The organism is Streptomyces sp. NPDC004752 (genome assembly GCF_053601275.1).
The window spans coordinates 1-22253 of the sequence record NZ_JBSGBN010000064.1 but is presented as its reverse complement, the minus strand read 5'-3'; the positions used below and the strand labels follow the sequence as shown (position 1 = coordinate 22253).

At 72.7% G+C, this 22253-nt stretch carries 20 protein-coding genes and 1 pseudogene; 12 read left to right on the top strand and 9 right to left on the bottom strand.

Annotated features, from left to right (window positions below; genetic code table 11):
- Nucleotides 1–1962 (top strand): helix-turn-helix domain-containing protein, encoded by a 1962-nt coding sequence (locus tag ACWEKM_RS25395; RefSeq protein ID WP_451623519.1) that lies wholly within the window; start codon nucleotides 1–3, stop codon nucleotides 1960–1962.
- 81 nt (nucleotides 1963–2043) lie between these two features.
- Here the strand turns inward: ACWEKM_RS25395 and ACWEKM_RS25390 are convergent, their stop codons facing one another.
- From ACWEKM_RS25390 to ACWEKM_RS25355, 8 genes are all read right to left on the bottom strand, one after another.
- Nucleotides 2044–3435, bottom strand: coding sequence for an MFS transporter (locus tag ACWEKM_RS25390; protein WP_451623518.1), 1392 nt, complete (start codon nucleotides 3433–3435; stop codon nucleotides 2044–2046).
- Between the two features lie 264 nt (nucleotides 3436–3699).
- Nucleotides 3700–5103, bottom strand: a complete 1404-nt coding sequence (locus tag ACWEKM_RS25385) for a glutamate decarboxylase (RefSeq protein WP_451623517.1) — start codon at nucleotides 5101–5103, stop codon at nucleotides 3700–3702.
- A gap of 276 nt (nucleotides 5104–5379) precedes the next feature.
- Complete coding sequence (locus tag ACWEKM_RS25380; RefSeq protein WP_451623516.1) at nucleotides 5380–5799, bottom strand: hypothetical protein; 420 nt, start codon at nucleotides 5797–5799, stop codon at nucleotides 5380–5382.
- A 701-nt stretch (nucleotides 5800–6500) separates the two neighbouring features.
- Complete coding sequence (locus ACWEKM_RS25375) at nucleotides 6501–7631, bottom strand: PP2C family protein-serine/threonine phosphatase (RefSeq protein ID WP_451623515.1); 1131 nt, start codon at nucleotides 7629–7631, stop codon at nucleotides 6501–6503.
- A gap of 106 nt (nucleotides 7632–7737) precedes the next feature.
- Nucleotides 7738–8151 (bottom strand): hypothetical protein, encoded by a 414-nt coding sequence (locus ACWEKM_RS25370; protein WP_451623514.1) that lies wholly within the window; start codon nucleotides 8149–8151, stop codon nucleotides 7738–7740.
- A gap of 149 nt (nucleotides 8152–8300) precedes the next feature.
- Nucleotides 8301–8816, bottom strand: a complete 516-nt coding sequence (locus tag ACWEKM_RS25365) for a flavin reductase family protein (RefSeq protein ID WP_451623513.1) — start codon at nucleotides 8814–8816, stop codon at nucleotides 8301–8303.
- 454 nt (nucleotides 8817–9270) lie between these two features.
- Nucleotides 9271–10317, bottom strand: a complete 1047-nt coding sequence (locus ACWEKM_RS25360; RefSeq protein WP_451623512.1) for a DsbA family protein — start codon at nucleotides 10315–10317, stop codon at nucleotides 9271–9273.
- The gene (locus tag ACWEKM_RS25355) at nucleotides 10314–10766 is read right to left on the bottom strand and encodes an RrF2 family transcriptional regulator (protein WP_451623546.1); all 453 of its coding nucleotides are present in this window, start codon (nucleotides 10764–10766) and stop codon (nucleotides 10314–10316) included. Before ACWEKM_RS25355 ends, ACWEKM_RS25360 begins: the two co-directional genes overlap by 4 nt.
- A gap of 295 nt (nucleotides 10767–11061) precedes the next feature.
- Here ACWEKM_RS25355 and ACWEKM_RS25350 point away from each other — a divergent pair, with 295 nt between their 5' ends.
- The 11 genes from ACWEKM_RS25350 (at nucleotide 11062) to ACWEKM_RS25300 (ending at nucleotide 21946) form a co-directional block, all read left to right on the top strand.
- Nucleotides 11062–11598 carry a cupin domain-containing protein gene (locus tag ACWEKM_RS25350; RefSeq protein ID WP_451623511.1) on the top strand — a complete coding sequence of 179 codons (537 nt, stop codon included), beginning with the start codon at nucleotides 11062–11064 and terminating at the stop codon, nucleotides 11596–11598.
- 28 nt (nucleotides 11599–11626) lie between these two features.
- Nucleotides 11627–12022 carry a hypothetical protein gene (locus tag ACWEKM_RS25345; RefSeq protein WP_451623510.1) on the top strand — a complete coding sequence of 132 codons (396 nt, stop codon included), beginning with the start codon at nucleotides 11627–11629 and terminating at the stop codon, nucleotides 12020–12022.
- 441 nt (nucleotides 12023–12463) lie between these two features.
- A complete protein-coding gene (locus ACWEKM_RS25340) occupies nucleotides 12464–14035 on the top strand; it encodes an ABC transporter substrate-binding protein (RefSeq protein ID WP_451623509.1) in 1572 nt (523 codons plus the stop codon).
- Nucleotides 14036–14097: 62 nt separating this feature from the next.
- The gene (locus tag ACWEKM_RS25335; RefSeq protein ID WP_451623508.1) at nucleotides 14098–15126 is read left to right on the top strand and encodes an ABC transporter permease; all 1029 of its coding nucleotides are present in this window, start codon (nucleotides 14098–14100) and stop codon (nucleotides 15124–15126) included.
- Between the two features lie 2 nt (nucleotides 15127–15128).
- A complete protein-coding gene (locus ACWEKM_RS25330; protein WP_451623507.1) occupies nucleotides 15129–16019 on the top strand; it encodes an ABC transporter permease in 891 nt (296 codons plus the stop codon).
- 368 nt (nucleotides 16020–16387) lie between these two features.
- Nucleotides 16388–17194 (top strand): ABC transporter ATP-binding protein, encoded by an 807-nt coding sequence (locus ACWEKM_RS25325; protein ID WP_451623545.1) that lies wholly within the window; start codon nucleotides 16388–16390, stop codon nucleotides 17192–17194.
- Nucleotides 17191–18036: an ABC transporter ATP-binding protein gene (locus tag ACWEKM_RS25320; RefSeq protein WP_451623506.1), complete on the top strand. Its 846-nt coding sequence runs from the start codon at nucleotides 17191–17193 to the stop codon at nucleotides 18034–18036. The genes ACWEKM_RS25325 and ACWEKM_RS25320 overlap by 4 nt, the downstream gene beginning before the upstream one ends.
- Before the next feature lie 23 nt (nucleotides 18037–18059).
- Nucleotides 18060–19391, top strand: coding sequence for an NtaA/DmoA family FMN-dependent monooxygenase (locus ACWEKM_RS25315; protein WP_451623505.1), 1332 nt, complete (start codon nucleotides 18060–18062; stop codon nucleotides 19389–19391).
- 11 nt (nucleotides 19392–19402) lie between these two features.
- On the top strand, nucleotides 19403–20461 hold the full coding sequence (locus ACWEKM_RS25310; protein WP_451623504.1) for an LLM class flavin-dependent oxidoreductase: 1059 nt from the start codon (nucleotides 19403–19405) through the stop codon (nucleotides 20459–20461).
- A 7-nt stretch (nucleotides 20462–20468) separates the two neighbouring features.
- Nucleotides 20469–21263, top strand: coding sequence for a serine aminopeptidase domain-containing protein (locus ACWEKM_RS25305; RefSeq protein ID WP_451623503.1), 795 nt, complete (start codon nucleotides 20469–20471; stop codon nucleotides 21261–21263).
- Nucleotides 21264–21436: 173 nt separating this feature from the next.
- Nucleotides 21437–21946: an SHOCT domain-containing protein gene (locus ACWEKM_RS25300; RefSeq protein ID WP_451623502.1), complete on the top strand. Its 510-nt coding sequence runs from the start codon at nucleotides 21437–21439 to the stop codon at nucleotides 21944–21946.
- A gap of 87 nt (nucleotides 21947–22033) precedes the next feature.
- Here the strand turns inward: ACWEKM_RS25300 and ACWEKM_RS25295 are convergent.
- Nucleotides 22034–22253: pseudogene (locus ACWEKM_RS25295) on the bottom strand (hypothetical protein); the annotation flags it as partial.

Genomic DNA, 22253 nt, shown 5'->3' with positions numbered 1-22253 from the left:
ATGTCTCGCGATCACCTGCACTCCACCGGACGGCCCGCCACCGCCGCCGGGCTCCCGGCCGGTACCGCCGTCCCGCAGGACGGCGACGCCGGGACGCCGTTCCTCGACCTGCTGGCCCGTGGCGCCCCGGCCGAGGCGTACGAGCAGCCGGTGCTGCTCGCCCGCGCCGCGGGCCGGCCCACCGACCGGATCGCCGCGCTGGAGCGGGCCAAGCTCATCGCGCTCAGGGTCCGCGCGGAACTGGAGGGCCGACGGCGCCGCGAGGCGGAGCTGTCCGCCCTCTTCGAGACCGCCCACGACCTCGCGGGACTGCGGGACGTGGACGCCGTCCTACAGGCGATCGTGCAGCGCGCCCGCTCGCTCCTCGGCACCGATATCGCCTACCTCAGCCTCAACGACCCGGCCCGGGGCGACACCTATATGCGGGTCACCGAGGGCTCGGTCGCCGCCCGCTTCCAGCAGCTGCGCCTGGCCATGGGGGAGGGGCTCGGCGGGCTCGTCGCCCAGACCGCCCGCCCGTATGTCACCGACGACTACTTCAAGGACGACCGCTTCCGGCACACGCTCACCATCGACGCGGGCGTGCGCGACGAGGGCCTGGTCGCCATCCTCGGCGTTCCGCTCATGCTCGGTCCGCATGTCATCGGCGTCCTGTTCGCCGCGGACCGCCGGGCACGGGTCTTCGAACGGGAACAGATCGCGCTGCTCGGCTCGTTCGCCGCGCTCGCCGCCGCCGCGATCGACACCGCGAACCTGCTCACCGAGACCCGTTCGGCCCTGGCCGAGCTGGAGCGGGCCAACGAGATCATCCAGGACCGCAGCGCGGTGATCGAGCGGGCCTCGGACGTCCACGACCGGCTCGCCGAACTCGTCCTGCACGGCGGCGGGGTCCATGACGTGGCCGCCGCGGTCTCCCAAGTCCTGGCGGGCACCGTCGAGTTCACCGAGACCGGCGACGCACCGGCAGGGGCGCTCGATGCCTCCCGGGCGGAGGGCCACGCGGTGGCCCACGGCGCCGACTGGATCGCAGCGGTCGCCGCCGGCGGGGAACTCCTCGGCGCGCTGGTGCTGCGCGGCCACCCCGGACTCGACCCCGTCGACCAGCGCACCCTGGAGCGCGCCGCGACGGTCACCTCGCTGCTCCTGCTCGCCCGCCGCTCGGCCGCCGACGCCGAGCAGCGGGTCCGCGGCGAACTCCTCGACGACCTCCTGGACGCCCGCGACCGTGACCCGCGCCTGCTGCGCGACCGCGCGTCCCGGCTGCACGCCGACCTCGACGCCGTGCATGTGGTTCTGGCCGCCCGCCTCGGCGGGCCGGTGGCCGACGCCGAACACGAGGCCGCCACCCGCCGCCGCCTGGGCGCTGCCGCCGCCCACCTCGCCGCGACCCGGCAGGGCCTCGCCGCCGCCCGCGACGGCGGCACCGTCCTGCTGCTGCCGCTGGGCCCCGGCGACACCGCCACCGACGTGGCCCGCCGCACCGCCCGCCACCTCGGTACGGCCGTCCACGAGCCGGTCACGGTGGGAGCGTCCGCCCCGGTCACCGGCCTCCTCGCCCGCCCCGAGGCCGTGGCCGCCGCCTACGCCGAGGGACGTCGCTGCCTCGACACGCTGCGCCTGCTCGGCCGGTGTGCAGACGGCGGCGCGGCCGAGGACTTCGGCTTCCTCGGGCTGCTCCTCGCCGGCGAGCGGGACGTGACCGGCTTCGTCGAGCGCACCATCGGCCCCGTGGCGGAGTACGACGAGCGGCGCGGTACGCAGTTGCTGCGCACGCTCGACGCGTACTTCGCCTGCGGTATGAGCCCGGCCCGCACCAAGGACGAGCTCCATGTCCATGTGAACACGGTCGCCCAGCGGCTCGACCGGGTGTCTCAGCTCCTCGGCGACGACTGGCATGACCCGGCCCGCGCGCTGGAGATCCAACTCGCCCTGCGTCTGCACCGGCTGGCCGCGCCGTCATAGCACTGACCCCGTACGGCGCTGACCCCGTACGGGCGTCCGTACGGGGTCAGCGCGAACCGAAGGGAGCGGGTCGGGCGCGGTTCAGACGGTGCGGGCGTCCGCCGCCTGGTCCGTGGACTGCTCCTGGCCGGCCGCGGCCTCGGATTCGAGATCGGCGAGGTCCCGGTGCCGGGTCTCCTTCGCCACGACGATGGCCACCAGCGTCAGCACGGCCGCCGCGATCACGTACAGCGCGATCGGCGTGGAGCTGTCGTACTCGGAGAGCAGCGCGGTGGCGATGAGCGGCGCCGGGGCACCGGCCGCGACGGAGGCGAACTGGGCGCCGATGGAGGCGCCGGAATAGCGCATCCGGGTCGCGAACATCTCGGAGAAGAAGGCGGCCTGCGGCGCGTACATCGCGCCGTGCAGCACCAGGCCCACGGTCACGGCCAGGATCAGATTGCCGAACGAGGACGTGTCGATGAGGGCGAAGAACGGGAACATCCACAGGCCGATCCCGACCGCGCCCAGCAGGTAGACGGGCCTGCGCCCGATCCGGTCCGACAGCGCGCCCCAGAGCGGGATGACCGCGAAGTGCACGGCCGACCCGATGAGCACCGCGTTCAGGGCCGTCTGCTTGGAGACATCGGCCGAGGTGGTGGCGTAGACGAGGATGAACGCGGTGATCACGTAGTAGCTGATGTTCTCCGCCATCCGCGCGCCCATCGCCACCAGCACGTCGCGCCAGTGGTTGCGCAGCACGGAGACGAGCGGCAGCTTCTCCGGGTCGGTCGTCTCCGTCGCCTTGCGGGCCTCCGCTTTCGCCAACGCCTCCTTGAACACGGGCGATTCGTCGACGGACAGGCGGATCCACAGGCCGATGCCGACCAGCACGCCCGAGAGCAGGAACGGGATGCGCCAGCCCCAGCTGCCGAACGCGGAGTCCGACAGCAGCGTGGTGAGCAGCGAGAGCACACCGGTCGCCAGCAACTGGCCGGCCGGCGCGCCGGTCTGCGGCCACGAGGCCCAGAACCCGCGCCGCCGGGCGTCCCCGTGCTCGGACACCAGCAGCACGGCGCCGCCCCATTCGCCGCCCAGGGCGAACCCCTGGACGAGCCGCAGCAGGGTCAGCAGCACCGGGGCCGCGGTTCCGACGCTCGCGTGGGTCGGCAGCAGACCGATGGCGAAGGTCGAGGCGCCCATCATCAGCAGGCTGATGACCAGCAGCTTCTTCCGTCCCAGCCGGTCCCCGTAGTGCCCGAACACCAGGGCGCCGAGCGGTCGCGCCGCGAACCCGATCGCATAGGTGAGGAACGACAACAGGGTGCCGACGAGCGGGTCGGAGTCCGGGAAGAACAGCTTGTTGAAGACGAGCGCGGCGGCCGAGCCGTAGAGGAAGAAGTCGTACCACTCGATGGTGGTGCCGATGAGGCTGGCGGCGACGATGCGGGGGAGCTTGGCGGGTGTCGGTGGAGCGGATGCTGCGGAGGCCATGTACGCCACTTCCTCAAGTGCGGTGGGGACGGATGTGTGTCGGCACACCGTAGGAAGAAGCAGGTCAGGCGAATATGTGGTGGGAGTTCATAGGTATCAGCTGATGTGTGTGCGCTGCCACCACGCCGACATTCCGGCCGGTCGGTAGGGATCCTTTCCCGCCAGGCCGGTCGCCGCGACCTGTGGCGCGGGTCGCGGCGACGGGACGGTCCGGTACCCGTCCGTCAAGCCCCGGACGGGCTGCGTGGGACGCGGGACAGGGAATCAGGTCGCGACGGCGGTACGGAGCGTCGCGGTGCGCCGACGCGGGTCGGGAATCCGGAGCTGCGCGGTCACCTGTGACAGGTCGGAGACGAACAGCCGGGCCAGTTCGGCGGTGAAGCCGGTGCGCACCACCAGGCGCAGCACGGAGACGTCCTGGCAGGGTGCGGGGAAGGTGTAGGCGGGCAGGTGCCAGCCGCGGGCACGCATCGCCTGGGACACGTCGAAGACCGTGAAGTCCGAGGTGCCGGGCGCCAACCGGAAGGCGAAGGCCGGGAGTTCGGAGCCGTCCGTGACCAGTTCGTACGGCGGGATGCCGGCGATCCGCGCGGCCAGTGCGCGGGCCGTCGAGCGGCTCTGGCGGGCCAGGTTCCGCAGCCCGTCGAAGCCGTACCGCAGGAAGTTGTAGTACTGGGCGACGACAGGGGCGCCGGGGCGGGAGAAGGCGAGGGTGAACGTCGGGGAGGTGCCGCCGAGGTAGTCCACCTCGAAGACGAGCTCGTCGGGGAGGGCCTCGGCGTCCCGCCACAGCGCCCAGCCGAGGCCGGGGAAGACATGTCCGTACTTGTGCCCCGAGGCGTTGACGGAGGCGACGCGTTCGAGCTGGAAGTCCCACATGAGGCCGGGGTCGAGGAAGGGTGCCACCAGCGCGCCGGAGGCGCCGTCGACGTGCACGGGGATGTCGGTGCCGGTGGCGGCCTGGTAGCCGTCGAGGGCCATGCAGATGTCCGCGACGGGCTCGTAGGAGCCGTCGAACGTGGAGCCTAGGACGGTCACCACCCCGATGGTGTTGTCGTCGCAGTAGGCGGTCAGGGTGTCGGGGGTGAGGTGGTAGCGGCCCGGCTCCATCGGGACGTAACGCGGCTCCACCTCGAAGTAGTTGGCGAACTTCTTCCAGCACACCTGGACGTTCGCGCCCATCACCAGGTTCGGACGGGTGGCGTCCTTGCCCTGGGCGCGGCGACGGGCCTGCCAGCGGCGTTTGAGCGCGAGGCCGCCGAGCATGGCCGCCTCGCTGGAGCCGGTGGTGGAGCAGCCGCGCACCCGCTCCGGGTGCGGCGCGTGCCACAGCCGGGCGAGCATCCGGACGCAGCGCTCCTCCATGGCCGTGATCTGCGGGTACTCGGCGCGGTCCGCGAGGTTCTTCTCGGCGGTCTCGGCCATGAGATGGCGCGCCTGCGGCTCCATCCATGTGGTGACGAAGGTGGCGAGGTTGAGCCGGGCGTTGCCGTCGAGCATCAGCTCGTCGCGCACGCGGCGGTGGACCGCGTCCGGGGACGACTCCGCCGCGGGTAGTTCCTCGACCGGCACGAGCAGCGTGTCGGCGGGCTGGGGGAGGACTTGGGGGGAGGCGATGAGGGTGTCTAGGTCTGCTTCCGGCAGGACGCCGGTATCCGGAATGGGCATGGGTGCCTGGATGCCTTTCTGGTCCGAGTGCGTTGCGGCCCGCGTACATTCCGGACGTTAGATCTCTTCGCGGCCCGGCGGCCGTGCAGGTTACACCGATCTAGTGAGCGATTTGCGGAGTGATGAGCTGGATTTTCCCCGTGTGACAACCGGTCATGGGACCACCGTGGCAATGCCCGGTGCGCGGCCCCCATGGACCGGCCGCCGCCACGCGCGGTGCCGGCGGCCGGTGTGCGGGCTCGGTTCCGGAACGGTGGAAAACCGCCCCGCCGGGCCCTACTTCACCGTCACGGAGACGGCCGGGGAGTGTGTGGTGCCGGACATCACGCGGTAGTGCTGGGTGCCCATCGCGGTGGGCCGGGTGGTGAGGGTGTACGAGTCGCCGTTCTTGACCGTGGAGCTCATCTGGAGCGTGGTCCACTGGCCGTGCTTCTCCTGCTGCAGCGTCACCGGGGCGCCGACCAGAAGACCGGTGCTGCGACCGGTGATCCGGATCTCCTCGCCGGGCTTCACGCTGGTCGGACTGACCTCGGCCGTGAGCGAGGCGAGTATTGGCGCGTCGCTGTGCGTCGTGGTGGGCTTCGGGCTCGGGTCGGCGGCGGCCTGGGCCGCCGCCGAGCCGGCGGACACCAGCGCCACGGTCAGGGCGCCGGCGGCGACCGTCCGGACAGTGCGGCTGCGGAAGGTGAAGGTCATGGTGACTCCCGTGGGTCGACGGATGCCCCCCTGGGTCGGGCATGTGCCGTGGGGCCATGCCGCGCCTCCATCAGGGTGAACCTGGTCCCTGGGAGTGGCATCCCGATCCGGCCGCCAAGGCTGTGGGGTGTGGTGACCCTCCGTGTGTCCGCGCAGGTGGAACGGGTCGACACGGGTCCGGGTCCTCTTACATTTCTCTTACCTTTCTCGCTCGGGTCCGCACGTCGGGAGCGCACGGGTCGGACACCCCTCTCATCAGCACGACGGCGGATGTGAACACCTTCTTCCGTGCGCTGCTGGGCGGACGGCTGCTACGCCCCGCCCAACTGGCGCACATGTACGCCCCGCCCAACTGGCGCACATGAAGGAAACCGTCGAGGCCAAAGACATGCGGGACATCGAGCCCGGCGCCCGCTACGGTCTCGGGATCTACCGGCGACCTGCCAAAGGGTGCAAGGACGGCATCTGATACCACGGCGGGACCATGCCCGGCTTCATCTCCACAGCTGGCGTCACCGCCGACGGCCGCCGCGCGGTCGCGACCTCCACGAACACATGGAGGCCCGGCGACGAGCGGCAGGACGATCAGGACCGAGCCATCTTGCAACTCATCGACCATGCTCTCTGCGGAGTCGGGTGACCGCCCGTCGTCCCCGGGGACACGGTCGGATCAGCGAGGAAAGAGCCGACCACCGCAACGGCTACCGCTTGGCGGGGTGGGCTGCGGCAGGAGTGCGGCGGATGGCGATGAGGGCGGCGTCGTCGCCGAGCCGGCCGCCGGTGTGGGCGAGCAGATCGCGCCGGATGTGGTGGAGCAGGGCCTGCGGGGAGTGCCCGGCCCACTGGGCGACGCGTTCCGTGAGGGGGTAGAAGACGCCGCCGGGATCGCGGGCCTCGACCACCCCGTCGGTGTACAGCAGCAGCGTGTCCCCGACGGCGAACGGCAGCACGGCCACCGTGATGTCACCGGGGTCGGTCAGGCCGACCCCCAGCGGAGGCGAGGGAACCAGGTCGGCGGCGGTCGCCGAGCGGCCGGCGCTCAGCAGCAGCGGTGCCGGGTGACCGCAGCTGGTCAGCCGGGCGACCGGATCGTGGTCGGGGATCTCCAGCAGGAGAACGGTGGCGAACCGTTCCCCCGCCTCCTCCGTGGGCTCGAAATCGGCCAGATAGCGGGTCACGCTCTGCTCCAGCGAGGCGGCCAGCTCGGGCAGCGCCGCGTTGTGGTGCGCGGCCTCGCGGAACGCGCCGAGCAGGAGGGCCGCCTCCCCGACGGCCGACAGCCCCTTGCCCCGTACGTCACCGATGACCACTCGGGTGCCCTCCGTGCCGCGGGCCGCGGCGTACAGGTCGCCGCCGATCTCGGCCTCCTCCTCGGCGGCCAGGTAGACGCAGGCCAGTTGCAGGGTGCCGAGCCGATGGGGCAGCGGCCACAGCAGCACCCGCTGGGCCGCCTCGGCGACGGACCGCACCTGGGCCAGTTCCCGGGTGCGCCGCTCACGGACCGCGCTGAACACCACGATCAGGAGCGACAGCACGAGCAGGGCGAAGATCTGCACCAGGGTGTTCCGCGACCACAGGATGCCGGAATGCCAGCCGATGAACGCCTGGGCCCCTGCCGCGGTGGCACCCACGATCGCCGTCAGCACCGGGCCCTCGAACCACGCGGTGACCGCGGGCGCGATGACCAGCAGCGGGCCGAGCACGATGTCGGCGGGCGACACGATGTCGGTCACCGTGATCACGACGATGAGTCCCACCGGGACCAACAGCAGCAGGCGGCTCGGCCGCCACGGTTGCCACGGCCGAGCGAACAGCCGCTGCGTGGAGAACATGCCTCCCACAGTGCACCGCGACGGACGGGCGCGCGAGCACGGGCGCGACCGGACCGCCGCACGCTGCCTGCCGCCTTCCCTGCCGTTCTGCTGACGCGGGGGCCGGTCAGGACGTCATCACCAGCCAGGTCCCGGCCAGCGACGCCACGTACAGCACGGCCCCGAGTGGCAGGAACCACCACGGCGAACCCCCGCCGCGGTACACGACAAGGCCGGGCACCACTGAGGCGGCCACGGCCAGGAGCAGACCGAACCAGGGCAGCCCCAGCATCGTGAGGATCCCGGACGTCGTGCACCGGAAGGCAGGGTTCTCGGTCGAGCAGTTGTCCGTGGCGAAGATCGAGAGGTAGAAGACGAAGGCGTCGACCAGGGCGCCGAGGCCGGCCAGCAGCCCCACCACGGTGAGGTAGGCGGCCGGCCACCGCTCGGGAGCGGGGGCCACGGGGTACGCGTGGTGGTGGTAACCGTAGTGGTGGTAACCGTAGTGGTGGTTGCCGTAGTGGTGGTTGCCGACGCTCATGGTTCCCCCGAAGTCCCGCGGTCCGTACGGTCCGTGGCCGCCCGTCGGGAGCCACCGTAGGAGCCGTTCGGGCCCGCGTCCTGAGCACGCGTACTCAGTCCGGCCGGGGACAACGCCCCGTTCGAGGCGCCCGCGCCCGGGACGTGTGGTCAGGCAAGCGGCAGCGCCGAGGCGAAGGAACCGGCGTGGTGGACCAGCGGAGTGGCCTCGTCGACGACGGTGCCGTCGTCGACCTGGCCCACCACTAGGAGGTGGTCGCCGAGGGTCTGGCGCGAGGTGACCCGCGCGGTGAGCCAGGCGCTCACACCGTCGAGCAGCGGCACTCCCGCGGCGTCGCGGCGCCAGGCGACCCCTGCGAACCGGTCGATGCCGCTGGTGGCGAACCGGTCGGCGAGGGCGGTGTCCCGGGTGCCGAGCAGGTGCACCGCGAACCGGTCCGCCGTCCGTACGGCCGGGGCCGCCGAAGCCGTCAGTCCGACGCAGAAGGAGACCAGCGCGGGCCGCAGGGACACCGAGGTGAAGGAGGTCGCGGTGAAGCCGGCCGGGCCGGGGACGGTGATCACGGTCACGCCCGCGGCATGGCGCCGCAGGGTGCTGCGCAGGATCTCGGCGGCTTCGGGGCCGGCGGGGCGGGGAGTGAGGCGGGGGCTTGCGGAGGCGGTCACACGGCTTCCCTTCGGGCATGGCGGCGGCCGGCCCTGGGACCGGGCCGGTGCGGTGCGGGGGCGGGTGGGAGTCATCGGCCGTCACGGGCGCCCGGACGGCGCGGCGGCGGGCCGGTCGGGGCGGGTGATGCGCGGGAGGTGGGATCCGGCGGGGTGCCGGTACGGCCCGCCCCGGGTGGCGCTGCGGGCGCCGGTGTCCGGGGGGACGGTCAGGCCCGGGGCGAGGTGGCCCGCGGTTGCGTCGCCCGTGGACGGGCGGGTGCGATGGTCAACCGGTCGGACGCGAAGCGGCAGGCCCGTCGGGCGCCGGGCCGACGCCGTCGCTCAGCGACACAGGGCGCTGGAGGTGCGTCGGTAGTCGACGTAACGACAGACGACGCCGGGGTGCTGCGGATGCATGGTCCACATCCTCACGGTGTCGTCACGGCCCTGTCAATGGACACTTATCGGTGTCTCATTCGGCGAGACCCGCACCGCCTCCTCCCGGCTTGTCCGGTCCCGCCGGAGCCGGTGCCTCGGGGTGCGGCTCGCGCAGCGCCGGATGGCCGGCCGCCTCCCTCGGATGGAGCCACAACACCCCGTGCGCCGTGGTGAGTTCGACCGCGTCGGCCGGCGGAGTGCGCCCGCCCGTGAGCAGTTCCAGCTCGGGCAGCGTCAGGGTACGCCACCGCTCCAGCGCCGCCTCGGCCCGCACCGGTCCCGCCGTACGCAACGCGGTGCCGGCCGCGGTCCGGGCCGCGTCCAGGTAGGTGCGCGCCGGACGCCAGCCCGGTACGCAGACCCGTCCGCCGGGGCCGTCGAAGAGCAGCGTGGGCAGGGCGTAGCGCACGCCGTCGGCCAGTTCCTTGGCCCGGCCCGGATGCGGTCCCGGGGCGTCGAGCAGCCGCACCTCGCGGCACGGTCTGCGGGTCTCGGCATGGTCCGCCGCGACGGCCGCCCGTGCCTTGGCCGAGGCCGAGTCGGCGCGCAGGACGTCGGTGTCGAGCCCGGGGATTCCGTGCACCGCCCAGGCCACGCCCGCCGCCGAGTCCGCGGGCGTCCCCGTGACGAACGTGCTCTCCCGCAGCCGGCGCAGCACCCGCTCGGCCGGCTCGGCGCCCTGCCGCTCGGCGGCCTTGGCGGCGACGGAGGCGGGCCAGCTCGTCCGGGTCAGCCAGTGCAGCCGCGCCGGGCGCGGCGCGCCCGTGTGCGCGGTGACGTCCCGCACGAAACCCTCGTACCAGCGTGCCTCGGCCGCGGGATCGGGCGCCGGGTCGTCGGTCTCGTCGAAGAGGATGCCGAACACCCGCCGCCACCGCAGCTGGTCGCCGAAGACCGTCCGCAGCAGTCGTACGGCCGGCTCGGAGCCCCACGCCCACGGGCAGGCGGGGTCGGTGAACTCGGTGACCACGACCAGGGGTTCGCAGGCCAGGGGTTCTGAGACTAGGGGGTCGGCGACCAGAGGCTTGGAGGCCAGAGGTTCTGAGGCCAGGGGTTCGGCGTCCGGCGGCGCACCCGTCATACGCCGACCGCCCGCCGCCGGGCTTCGGCACCGGCCTCCTCGCCCGCCGCACCCCGCCGGGCGAGTTCGGCGATCGTGGTGCGCCGCAGCAGCGCCAGGGCGACGGCCTCCACGTCCTGCCACAGGCCGGGCACCGCCCGACCCGTGCCGGGATACACCAGGTCGGCCGGGGTCTCGTCGCGCACCGTGAAGAACGTCCCGTCCACCGCCGTCATCACCTCGGCCACCGTGATCCGGCCGGCGTCCCGGCCGATCCAGTAACCACCCTCGCAACCGCGCTGGCTGCGTACGAGTCCGGCGGCCCGCAGATCGCGGAAGACGGACTTGAGGAACCGGAACGGGATCTCCTGGGCCGCGGCGATCCCCTCACAGGTCAGGGGACGCGTGCTGTCCGCGGCCAGCTCCACCAGAGCCCGGACCGCGTAGTCGGCCTTCGCCGAGATATGCATCTGCACCGTCTTCCGTGTGGTCGGTCGCCCGCCGCGGCGCCGGTCCGCGTCCCGGTCGCCGAACGGGCGAGCGGCATTGGACACATCTTGACATCCATTTGGCGGGCTCTCTACCGTCGCCGCAGGATCGTGCGCGTACTCATCGTGCGCGTACTCGCCGACGGCCGGACGGCGAACACGTGGCCGCGCGCTCGTCCACGTATCCCCACCGTCGAGGCTGCCCGATCCCTTCCGCCCCGGCCGTGCGTATGGGCCGACCCGGCCGCACCCGCACCTTCGACGAGCAGGAACAGCCATGACCTCGCACGAGACACCCCCCGCCGCCGCGCCCTGCCAGGAAGGCGAGCACGACGCGTTCCACCCCGACCTCACCCGGCCCGCCGGTCCCGTCCTGCCGTTGCGGGCGCGACTGCACCACATCCGCGCCGACGCGCTCGACGGCGGCACCGCGCAGACCGAGGGCATGCGCCGCTTCGCCGCCATCAGCGGCGGCACCGTCGGATCGGAGCGTATCTGGATGGGCCAGACCCATGTCTCGCCCCGCACCGCCTCCTCCAACCATCACCACGGCGCCTCGGAGACCGCCATCCACATCGTCGCGGGCAACCCGGAGTTCGTCTTCCTCGACGACGCCTCGGGGACACCCGAGGAGATCCGGATCCGCACGGCACCCGGCGACTACGTCTTCGTACCGCCGTTCGTGCCGCACCGCGAGGAGAACCCCAGCATCGACACCGAGGCGGTCGTGGTCATCGCCCGCAGCACCCAGGAGGCGATCGTCGTCAACCTGCCCGAGCTGTATGTGCTGGACAAGGAGCAGCAGGCGGACTGACCCGCATCAGGACGCCTTGAGGTGTCCTGTGCCGCCGGCTGCCGGCGGGCGGGCGCCACTCGCGGCGGGCCCCCGCCCGCCCGGACCCGCAGGCCCCCTGATCCACGTCAGGGGGCCGTTCCGTGCGCCGCCCGTACCCCGGTTCGCCGCCGTCGCCGCGTGGGCCGTGGCGCTCCTCGCCCGGGTGGACACGCGCGGGTCGCCCTGGACGGCGGCGGGTTCCGGCCTGCTGTTCGAGCCGACCCGCTACCTCTCCTGCGGGCTCACCCTGTTCGCGGTGATCGATGTGATCGCGCCGGCGGTGCCGGGGCTCGGCCGGCGCCGGGTCCGCGAGCGGCCCGTCCTGCTCGCACCGTCCCTCCCGAACTGTCCCTCCCGAACTGTCCCTCCTGCATCGTCCCTCCCGAACCGTTCCACCGAATGAGACATCAATTGGTGTCCATTGACAGTGGCTTGCGGCTGGCCCCAGGATGAGCAGCATGCTCACGACGCACCCCGGTGTGGTGTGCCGCTACGTGGACCTGCGGCGCACTTGTAGCGCCCTCTGTCGCTGATCGCCGTCCACCACCGCCCACAGGCGTCGGCCGCCGACGGCCTTACTCGTCGGCACCGTTGGGTGCGGGCGCGTCCGCGCCCGCCCTTCCCGCGCCAGTTCCCCCTGCCGTGTGGCATGCGCTCGGCACCCTGAACCCGCCCGGCGGTGAGCCAGCCCTGCCCGCCGCCCTCGGCGGCGCCCGACGTGTGCCTCCAAGCCTCCCCGGTCCCGCCTGCCCGAGTGCGCGCCGACGCCCCCGCCCGCCCACCGGGCCGTCCCGCGCGCCCCCTCCGCCCACCTCGGGCCGGGACCCGTCACAGAAAGAGTGAGATGCCCGCACGATTCGCCCTCCGCCGTCCCACAGCCGACGCCAGACCGGCCCGACGGGCCCGCGGCCCGCGGCTCACCGCCCTCGCCGCCGCCTTCCTCGCCCTGCTCGCCCCCGCCCTGAGCGCCTGCGCCGGCGACGCCGCCTCCGCGTCCGGCAACGCCACACTGAAGTGGGCCTCCTCCTACTTCCCCGCCCACTGGGACCCGGTGGTCGCCGGCAGCGGCGCCCAGTTCCGTGAACTCGCCCTCGTATACGCCTCGTTGACCCGCACGGACGCGAGCGGCAAGGCCGTCCCCGACCTCGCCGAGAGCTGGAAGTACAACGACAAGGGCGACCGGATCACCTTCCACCTCCGCCCCGGCCTGAAGTTCAGCGACGGCACACCGGTCGACGCGAGCGCGGTCAAGGCCGCCATCGAGCGGGCCAAGAAGCAGAAGAACTCGGCGCTCTTCGGCGACCTCACCTCCATCGAGTCGGTCGACGCCAAGGGACTCGACGCCGTCGTCCACCTCACCCAGGTGGACTACCAGATCCCGCAACTGCTCGGCGAACGCGTGCTACAGATCGCCAGCCCCAAGGCCGCCGCGAACCCGTCGAAGCTGGACCAGAACCCGGTTGGTGCCGGACCGTTCGTCGTCGAACAGCTGGTGCCGGGCACCAAGGTGCTGCTGAAGAAGAACCCGCACTACTGGGACGCGAAGAACATCCACATCGACAACGTCGAGCTGACCTCCGCCCCCGACGCCGCCACCGTGGTCTCCGGCCTGCAGACCGGTGTCTACAACTTCGCGGACATCGACCCCAGTCAGGCGAAGACCGCGAAGCAGGCCGGCCTGGACGTCTTCATTCAGCCGGGGTTCAACGCCTCCAACATCAGCCTCAACGTCAACAAGGCCCCGTTCGACGACGACAAGGTCGTGGACGCCGTGCGCTACGCCGTCAACCGCAAGGAGTTCGTCGACAAACTGACCTTCGGCTACGGGGAGGCGACCGACCAGCCGTTCCCGAAGGGATACGTCGCCTACGACCCGCGGTCGGCCGACGCCTACCCGTACGACCCCGCGAAGTCGAGGCAACTCCTCGCCGAGGCCGGCCACCGCAGCGGTGACATCAAACTCGACCTCGTCATCCCCGCCGAGGACCCCGCGGCCGAGATCGTCCAGTCGCAGCTCGCCGCGGTCGGCATCAAGGTCACCATCAAGATCGACAAGAACTGGGCCACGCCGTTCTTCGCCAAGGACCTGACCTTCTCGCTGTACGCCACCACGGGCCGCGACTCCGCCGTGCAGACGCTCACCGCCCACTTCGGCCCGAACGGCCCGCTGAACCTCAGCTCGCCGTACCAGCCCGCCGGTTTCGCGGCGGCCGTCGGCAAGGTACGCCGGACGCCGCTGGACGCGCCGGACTACCCGAAGGTCCTCCAGGCGGCGACCCGGGCCGGTCTGCAGAGCAGGGCCCTGGTGTTCACGTACTCCTCGCCGAACCTCTTCGCCAAGAGCAAGTCGGTCTCGGACCTGCCCAGGAATCCGGCACACATCGACTGGACCGGCGTGACCATCGGCGGCAGCTGACCCGCCCGCCCGGCACCGACACCACGTCCACGACAGACAGCAACAGAGAGGGGGCGATCCCCATGACGACGATCGCGGCACCGGCGACACCGGCCCGCCGCCGAGGGGCCGCCGCGATCCGGGCACGGCACGGGCTCGGCCGGGTCCTGGCCACCGTCGCCCGGTCGATCGGGATCTTCGTGCCCGTGTTCCTGGTCGCGACGTTCGTGACGTTCGCGCTCCGGTCACTGAGCGGGCTCAGCCCGGCACGGATCCAGCTCGGCGAGGAGGCGACTCCCGAGGCGATCCAGCGGGTCGAGGCCCAATGGGGCCTGGACCGGCCGTTCCTGACGCAGTACTGGGACTGGTTCACCGGTGTGCTGCACGGACAGCTCGGCACCAGCTGGGTCAACGGGGCCGACATCTCCACGCTCATCGGCCTCGGCCTCGGTGTGAGCCTGTCGATCGCGACGTTCGCCCTGATCCTCGGCGTGCTCGCCGGCTTCGTCCTCGGCACGGTCGCGGCGCTGCGCCGCACCACCTGGATCGACCGGGCGATCACGGGATGCGTCACGGTGATCTCGGTGATGCCGGCGTTCGTCGTCGGCATCGTCCTGGTGGGCGTCCTCGCGGTCGGATTCCATCTGTTCCCGTCCGCCGGATACGTCCCGGCGCGGCAGGGGATCGGCCCCTGGCTCGCCCACATCACCCTGCCCGCGCTGGCGCTCAGCCTGGACGTCGTCGCCGACGTCGCACGCCAGCTCCGTACGAGTCTCATCGCCGCCTACCACGAGAACTACGTGACCGGCGCGGTCGTCCGCGGCCTGAGCCCCCGGCGGATCTTCCTCGGACACGTCCTGCGCAACGGCCTCGGACCCGCGCTCGCCACCCTCGGCCTGAAGTTCCCCGCGCTCGTCGGGGCCTCCGTCGTCACGGAGTGGATCTTCGGCCTGCAGGGCTTCGGCCGGTTCGCCAATGACTCCGCGCAGGCCGGTGACGTGCCCGCCGTGCAAGGGGTGCTCGTGGTGTCGATCGTCCTGGTCGTCGCCTTCAACCTGATCGTCAACCTGGTGCTGGCACGGGTCACGCCGGCCGCCCGGCGGGGGGTGTGACCATGGTGCGCCGCGTCCTCGCCCTGACCTCCGGCCGGATCGCCGTCGGCATTCTCGCCCTGATCGCGCTGCTCGCGCTCCTCGGCCCGCTGCTCGCCCCCCAGAACCCCCTGGCCACCAGCGACAACACGCTCGCCGCCGCATCGGGCGCGCACTGGCTGGGCACCGACTACCTCGGCCGTGACGTCCTGAGCCGACTTCTCGACGGCTCCCGCGTCAGCGTGCTCGGATCGCTCGAAGTCGCCGTGATGGCCCTGGTCGTCGGCGCGATCCCGGGCATCCTCTCGGTCTACCTCGGCCGGGTCTTCGAGTGGGTCACCCTGCGCCTCGCCGACACACTGGTCGCGCTGCCGTTCCTGCTCTTCGCGGTCGCCGTGATCGCGCTGCTCGGCAATGGCATCACCCAGGCCATGCTGGTCACGGGCGCGCTGGTCGCCCCGCTCTTCTACCGGGTCGCCCGCGCCGCCACGCTCGCCGTCGCCCGCTCGCAGTATGTGGAGGCGGCGCTCATCTCCGGCGCGTCCATCGGCTGGGTGGTGCGCCGGCACGTGTGGGTGAAGGTGCTGCCGCCCCTGGCCGTCGCGTTCGCCCAGACCATCGGGGTCGGCTTCGTCATCGTCTCCAGCCTGACCTTCCTCGGCATCGGCGTGCGGCCGCCCGAGCCGACCTGGGGCGGGCTGCTCGCCTCGGACCTGGGCTACCTCGGCCACCGGCCGTGGGCGCCCGTGGTGCCCGCACTGCTGATCATGGTGACCGTCTGGGCCGCCAATCTGCTCGCCGACGCGATCCGCGACGTCTCCGGCGAGGCCGGCCGCGCGCTGGTCAACTCCCGCAAGGCCCGAGCCAACCGCCGAGCCGCGGCCGACCCCGTCTCCGCCGGAGGTACGCGATGACGACCCTGTCGAAGAACACGGCCCCCGATCCGGTCCGCGGCACCACAGAGACCGGCACCGGGTCTACGGTCACCGGGCCGACCGGTACCGGGCCGACGGGCACCGGGTCTACGGGCACCGGGTCTACGGTCACCGGGCCCACCGGTACCGGGCCCAGCCGCACCGCAGGCGCTCAGTCCGACGCCGCAGGCAGCCCGACCGACGCCGCAGGCGGCAGCCCGGCGGGTGCCGTTGCCGAACCGGCCGGTACGACGGCCGCTTCGGCCGACACCACCGGCACGACCGCCGCCCCGGCCGACACCACCGCCACCGCCGCTTCGGCCGGCACCACCGCCGAGGAAGGACCGGGCCGCTCCGCGGCCGCCCCCGTGCTAGCCGTGCGCGACGTCCGCATCAGCGACCGGGCCGGCGACCGGGAGATCGTCCACGGGGTCAGCTTCGAGCTGACCCCCGGAAAGGCGGTCGGCATCGTCGGCGAGTCCGGCAGCGGCAAGACCCTCACCTGCCGTGCCGCGCTCGGCATCCTGCCGCCGCACTTCGAGGTGTCCGGCGGTTCCATCGAGATCGCCGGCACCGACATCGCGACCCTGACGCCCGCGCAGTGGACCGCCCTGCGCGGCGCCACGATCAGCGCGGTCTTCCAGGACCCGGCGTCCTACCTCAACCCGTCGATTCGGGTGGGCCCCCAGATCGCCGAGGTCGTGAGGGTCAAGCAGGGGCTGAAGCGGCGGGCGGCCCGGCACCGGGCCGTCGAACTGCTGGCCGCCGTGCAGCTGCGCGACCCGGAGCTCGTCTACACCCAGTACCCGCACGAACTCTCCGGCGGCATGCTCCAGCGCGTGCTGATCGCCGCGGCCGTCGCCGCCGACCCGCGCGTCCTCATCGCCGACGAGGCCACGACGGCCCTCGACGTCACCGTGCAGGCCGAGATCCTCGACCTGCTCGCCGACCTGCGCGACCAGAGCGGCCTCGCCCTGGTGGTCGTCTCGCACGACCTGGCCGTCGTCGCCCAGCTGTGCGACCAGGTGCTCGTCCTGCGCGAGGGCGAGGTGGTCGAGCACGGACCGACCCGGCACGTCCTGCACGAACCGCGGCACGAGTACACCCGGCTGCTCATCGCCGAACACGAGCGGTACGGCCTGGAGACATTCCTGACGACCCGGGAGGCATCATGACCGGCGACCGGCGGCGAGAGACCGACCCGGTCCTGGAGATTGCCGGACTCGACGTCCACTACGGCGCGCGCCGCCGCTCCCGGCCCGCGCTGAAGGGGGTGTCGCTCGCCGTCGACCCCGGTGAGACCGTCGGCGTCATCGGTGAGACCGGCTCGGGCAAGACCACCCTCGCGCGCGCCGTGCTCGGCCTGGTGCCCGCCTCGGCGGGCTCGGTCCGCATCGACGGCGAGGACGTTTGCGGATACGGCCGGCGCCAGTGGCGCGCGCTGCGCCGCCGCGGTGTCGTCCAGTACGTCTTCCAGGACCCACTGCGCAGTCTCGACCCCGACCTCACCATCGCCGAGTCCCTGACCGAGCCGCTGCTCGTCCAGGGCGTCCCACGGGCCGAGGCGACCCGACGGGCGCGCGCCTTCCTGGACCGCGTCCGGCTCCCCGCGGACCTGCTCGACCGGCTGCCCGGAGAGCTGTCCGGCGGACAGCGGCAGCGCGTCGCGGTGGCCCGCGCCCTGGTCACCGAGCCACGCCTGGTCATCCTCGACGAGCCCGTCAGCGCCCTCGACTCCGCCAACCGCGTACAGATCCTGGAGATCCTCAAGGAGCTGCGCGCCGCCGGGGTCGCCCTCGTCCTCATCTCCCACGACCTCGGCTCCGTTGCCCTGACCTCCGACCGCATCGCCGTGCTGTACCGGGGCGAACTCGTCGAGGTCGGGGCCGCCGGGGACGTCGTCAACCACCCCCGGCACGCCTACACGCGCCTGCTCGTCGGCTCCGCCCCCACGCTCCGCGCGGCACCCACCGACCGGGCCGGCCGCGCGGCACTGCGCGCGCTGCTGAACGCCTGAACACACCACGGAGAGGAACAGCCATGTCCCGCACGATCCACCTCGCGCTGCACCCCTATGGCGTCGGCGGCCCCGGACAGCACGGCCTGTGGAAGGACCCGCGCGTCGCCAAGAACGCCAGCATCGACATCAACTACTACATCCGCCAGGCCCAGGCGGCCGAACACGCCCTGTTCGACGCCCTGTTCATCGTCGACAGCCAGTTCATCAACGCCACCTACCCGGCGCACTACCTCAACCGGCTGGAGCCGCTCACCCTGTTGTCGGCCGTCGCCACCCACACCCGGCACATCGGGCTGGTCGGCACGGCGAGTTCGACATACAACTCGCCCTTCAACCTGGCCCGCCGATTCGCCTCCCTCGACCACATCAGCGGCGGCCGGGCCGGCTGGAACGTGGTCACCAGCTTCGACACCGGAGTGTCCCGCAACTTCGGGCTCGACGAGCACCTCGACTACACCACCCGCTACGGCCGGGCCCTGGAGTTCGTCGAGGTCGCCCGGGGCCTGTGGGACTCCTACGAGGACGACGCCTTCCCCGCCGACGTCGCCCGGAACCTCTTCCTCGACCCGGCCAAGCTGCACGAACTCAACCACGAGGGCGAGTACTTCAAGGTCGCCGGGCCGCTCAACCTCTCCCGCTCCCCGCAGGGCCAGCCGGTGATCTTCCAGGCCGGGGTCTCCGCGGAGGGCCGCGACCTCGCCGCGCGGGTCGCCGAGGGCATCTACGCGCCCGGCGGCTCGCTGGAACAGGCCCAGGAGTACTACGCGGACGTCAAGCGCCGCACCGCCGCCCACGGACGCGATCCCGAGCACATCAAGATCTTCATCCACGGCGGCCCGGTCGTCGCCCCGACCGACGAGGAGGCCAGGCGGCGCGAGCGGGAGATCTTCGAGGAGGACAACGACTTCGACCGCAACCTCGCGTTGCTCGGCCGCTCCTTCGGCGCCTACGACTTCAGCGTGCACGACCTGGACGCGCCGTTCCCGGACGTGGCGCACCTCGCCGAGAAGGGCGGCAGGACCGGCGCCGCGAAGATCATCGAGCGGGCCCGGACCGAGAACCTGACGTTGCGTCAAGTGGCCGATTCGGTGGGCGAGTTCCGCCGGTCGCCGTTCGTCGGGGCGCCGGAGACCGTCGCCGACACCATCGAGCGGTGGTTCGCCGCGGGCACCTTCGACGGCATCAACCTCGCCTTCCGTACCGACGACGACCTCGCCCTCTTCGTGGACGGCGTGGTGCCGCTGCTGCAGAAGCGCGGACTGTTCCGCACCGAGTACACCGCCGACACGCTGCGCGGCCACCTCGGTCTGCCGGTCCCCGCCAACCGCCACAGCCGCCCGGCACAGGTGTGAGGGCCAACCCCGTGAGCGAGCCGCCGGAGACCGGCGAGAACCCCACGACCGGCCCGCCGCCGCGCTTCCGGCTGGGCTTCCTCACTCATGTGCAGGGCCGCGGCGACGACCTGTCCCGCACCTACCGCCAGGCCCAGGACCTGTTCGTCGCCGCCGACGAACTCGGCTTCGACGTCGGCTGGGTCGCCCAGCACCACCTACCGCTGGGCGGCGGCGGGCTGGCATCGCCGTGGACCTTCCTCGCCCATGCCGCGGCCCGCACCCGCCGGATCCGGCTCGGCACCGCCGTCACGATCCTGCCGCTGGAGGACCCGCTGCGGCTCGCCGAGGACGTCGCCACCGTCGACACGCTCAGCGGCGGCCGGGTGGAACTCGGCGTGGGCAGCGGATCCAGCGGCCCGGAGTACGCCGCATTCGGCAAGGACCTCACCCGCAAACGCGAACTGACCAGTGAGAGCCTGCGGTTGCTGCGCCGCGCCCTGGCAGGCGAGGAGGTCTCGCCCGGCTTCCGTATCCAGCCGCCGGCCGGTGACTTCACCGACCGGATCTGGCAGGGCGTGTTCAGCGCCGCCGGGGCCGCGTACGCGGCCGGGCGCGGCTCGAACCTGCTGCTCAACCGCGCGGCGTACGGGTTCGACGCGCCCACCGACGAGGTGCAGCGCCCGTGGGCGGACGCCTACCTCGCCGCCTGGCGGCAGCCGCGTCGGCCCCGGATCGGGCTGTCCCGGTTCGTGTTCCCGGCGAAGGACCGGCGCACCGCGCTGCGGCAGATCGGCGACGACGTGCACCGCGCCGCGCAGCGCATGGCCGAGCACGGCGCCTTCCCCAGGGGCCTGGACGCGCAGGAGGCGCTGCGCAGGTTCCACACCTTCCACGGCGCCCCCGAGGAGATCGTGACCGCGCTCCGGCGGGAGCGTGTCCTGCCCGTCGCGACCGACCTGATCACCCAGTTCAACCCCGCTGTCCCCGACCACGACGCCGCGATCCGCGCCCTGGAGCTGATCGCGACCGACGTGGCGCCCGCCCTGGGCTGGCGGCCCGTGACCGAGCCCGAGCACACAGGAGTGTGAGCACCAGATGACCGAGTACACCGAGCCGGTCGAGCCGGCCGGCCACGCCGACCACCACGCCCCCGAAGGCATCCGCACCCGCGGCACGATCGTGGTGGTGCCCGGCCGGGGCGAGAGCCCGGCGACCTACGCCCGGCTGGGCAGGCGGCTATCCGCCGACGCCTACCGCGTCCGCGTCGTCGACGCGCCCGACCTCGACCCGGACGACCTGTCCGGGTCGCTGGCCCGCTTCGGCGCCCGGATCGCCGACGCCGTCGCGGGCACCGCGTCCGGCGACGGCGTGGTCCAGCCCGTCGTCCTGGTCGCCGCCGACAGCGGTGCCGCCGCGGTCGCCGCGCTGCTGGCCCGGACGGACCTTCCCGCGGCCCGGCTGCCGCGGGCCGTCGTCCTCGCCGGAGTGCCGGCCCGTACCGCGGCGGCGGGCGCCACCTGGGAGGACGAGCTGGATGTGCGCACCTCCTGCCCCGTCCACCGGGCCACCCTCAGCGAGGACCCCCTGGTGCGGCGCGGCCTGCTCGACACCCCGGTGCCGGACGCCCTGCTCGCCGCGGCGTACGACGGCGGCATCGCCGTCCCGGCCCTGTTCCTCGTCGGCGCCGCCGATCCGCTCGCGGACCGCGACGCCGTCGCCCAGCTCGCCAAGTCCCTTCCCCGGGCCCGCCTCGGGGTGGTCCGCGGGGCCCACCACGACGTCCTGAACGATGTGCAGCACCGCTCGGTGGCGGCCGAGATCGTCACCTTCCTGGAGACCGTGCGCAACGGCATGGTGCCGCTGATCGTGGTCGAGTCGAGCGGGTGGTGACCGCGGCCCGGTACTGACCCGCACGCTCACCCGTCCCGGGTGAGGCCGCCACACCCCCGCCCCGTGCACGCTGGGGGCATCGAGCGACAAAGCGGTGCACCGCAGAAGAGCGATGCACCGCAGACACGATCGAGCGGTACACGGTGGGCGGCTGCCCGGGACGGAGGACGGCAATGACCGCGCAGACGTACCTCGCGTACGACTATCCGCTGCTGAGCGCGTTCTGGACGATGCTCTGGTTCTTCCTGTGGATCATGTGGTTCGTCCTGCTCTTCCGGGTCGTCCTGGACATCTTCCGCGACGACACCCTGAACGGCTGGGCCAAGACGGGCTGGCTGATCTTCGTCATCGTGCTGCCCTTCCTCGGCGTCTTCGTCTACCTCATCGCCCGCGGCAAGGACATGGGACACCGCGAGCTGGCGCAGGCGCAGACGCGGCAGGAGGCGTTCGACAGCTACGTCCGCCGGACCGCCGCCGGCGGCGGGAGCGGTCCCAGCAACGCCGACGAACTCACCAAGCTCTCCGAGTTGCGCACCCGCGGAGACATCTCCGACGACGAGTTCCGCCGCGCCAAGGAACTGGTCCTGTCCGGCCACGGCGCCGGTGCCGGACCGGGCACCGGGGGAGGCGCGAGCACCGGGGGAGGAGCCACCACCGCCACCCCGGGACCCGCCGATCACTGACCCGGCACAGCCTGGGCGCGGACCGCCAGGTATGTCGCCCGACCGGCACGGCCGACCCCAAGGGTCACGGGATGCCGACCCGCAGGGTCACGGGATGGGGATGCCCCGCTCCCCGTCGCCCGGCGGGGGCGGGAGTCCCGGCAGCGGCGGGAACGGCGTCTCGTGCGGCGCCCGCCCTCGCCCGGCCTGCCGCGGCCGGCCCGCGGGGGCGCGGGCGGTGAGCGCGGCGCGGTGCGGTGCGACCTGGCGGCCCGGGGCATCGGTCGGCGGCGGTGCGCGCGGGCGCTGATGCGCGATGAGGGCGGCC